Consider the following 1,389-nt stretch of genomic DNA (forward strand, 5'->3'; position numbering starts at 1 on the left):
CACGTGTGATTTCTTTAGTCCAGCTGTCGGCGCTGATTTGCAGACATACGGCTGATTAAAGCGCCTAACTCGCTATCAAGCTTACGTAATGTATCGTCACTCATCGCTCTGTTTTCCATTCATCGAATGGATTTGCCGGCTCAGAAATAGACTCAACAACCCATTTGCCCTCGTTATCGATGGCTAGCACTCGCTCTGTAAGATTTAGGTCGATACTAATATCCGCGGTTTCATTATCTAAAATAACAGCTTCAAACTTAAAATCTTGATATCGCTTGGTTGGATTCGCTGAAATATCATGTTGATGCTTTACCAGCCAATCATTGACGACTGCAATCAAAACATTCTGATCACCTTTATAGCCCTCAATAATGATATTCGCCGTATATTCATATTCAAAACTTGGCGTTGTCGCTATTGTCGAAATAATGCGTCCATTCTCAACAAACATGTAGAGCTTTTCAGGGTTTTTGTTCAGAAATGGAATTTTGCTATCTAAGTAGTCCCGCAAGCTAGTTAACTTTTTCATGCTCACGTTCCTCGTCGAATTTCTCAATCGCCATAAGCTGCGTATTTGCTTGCTCTAAATCGGTAAGTAGCGGATCGACCCACAATGCCAAATCGCAATAGGTTAAAACCCGTCCGGTAGTGATGGCGGAACTGGCTGCGTTAGCGTTTTCGGTATTGGTGTGCATGGCGATGGCACGTAAACGGTACGCGTTACTGAGCAACCGGTCAGAAATAAACCGAGGAACAGGCAGATCACAACTCGGCTCTTTTTTAAGGATGGTTTTATATTCAATTTTTCTTTCCTCTGCGCTCGCACGTTGGATAATTCCGTTCCGGTAAGCTGCGCTACTGATTTGATTTGCGCGATGAAAAGAAAGTGATTGATCAGCAATAACCTTAGATTGATTACTTACGTCAGTTTTTAACTGCTTATTTTCTTCTTGCAGCCCACCAATTTGAGTATTCAGCTTATCTATTTTTTTCATACCCAGCACGGCGATAATTAACGCTATACCAAGTAGGACCACAAAACCAATCACTCTCTTTTTCATATTATGAGTTACCTCCCCAGCGTGCTTTATTTTTACGAACATCAATGTGAGTGAATGTTTTGTAGCGTCCGACACCATATTTACTCGGATATTTTGACTCCAAATAATCAGCGATGGCTTTCGGTGTAACGTCTTTTACTTTGATATCCCCTGCCGTACCTAAAAGATGCTGAGAATGCTCAGCGCCACCAACGGCTTTATTATGCTTCGCACAACGACGACCACTGACAACATAAACCGGCTTGTTAAAGTGCGCTCTCACATCCTCAAGCACACCAACCAACTCAGCATCAACGTCTGATGCGCCACACCCATCTTTACAGGCAAA

The 1,389-nt window shown here is 42.6% G+C and carries 3 protein-coding genes; all 3 read right to left on the minus strand.

Annotation, left to right across the window (positions count from 1 at the left end; genetic code table 11):
• Positions 1-100 precede the first annotated feature (100 nt).
• Positions 101-529 (minus strand): phage tail protein, encoded by a 429-nt coding sequence (locus tag PROVRUST_RS18690; protein ID WP_006816486.1) that lies wholly within the window; start codon positions 527-529, stop codon positions 101-103.
• On the minus strand, positions 513-1,061 hold the full coding sequence (locus PROVRUST_RS18695; protein WP_006816487.1) for a hypothetical protein: 549 nt from the start codon (positions 1,059-1,061) through the stop codon (positions 513-515). The genes PROVRUST_RS18690 and PROVRUST_RS18695 overlap by 17 nt, the downstream gene beginning before the upstream one ends.
• Before the next feature lies 1 nt (position 1,062).
• Positions 1,063-1,389, minus strand: a 327-nt coding sequence (locus tag PROVRUST_RS18700; RefSeq protein ID WP_006816488.1) for a D-Ala-D-Ala carboxypeptidase family metallohydrolase, incomplete at its 5' end; no start/stop codon positions are given.

Source organism: Providencia rustigianii DSM 4541, from assembly GCF_000156395.1.
Taxonomy (GTDB): domain Bacteria; phylum Pseudomonadota; class Gammaproteobacteria; order Enterobacterales; family Enterobacteriaceae; genus Providencia; species Providencia rustigianii.

Bases quoted from the DNA above. Each gene is read 5' to 3' on its own strand.
- PROVRUST_RS18690 (WP_006816486.1), bottom strand. From the start codon at position 529: ATGAAAAAGTTAACTAGCTTGCGGGACTACTTAGATAGCAAAATTCCA.
- PROVRUST_RS18695 (WP_006816487.1), bottom strand. From the start codon at position 1,061: ATGAAAAAGAGAGTGATTGGTTTTGTGGTCCTACTTGGTATAGCGTTA.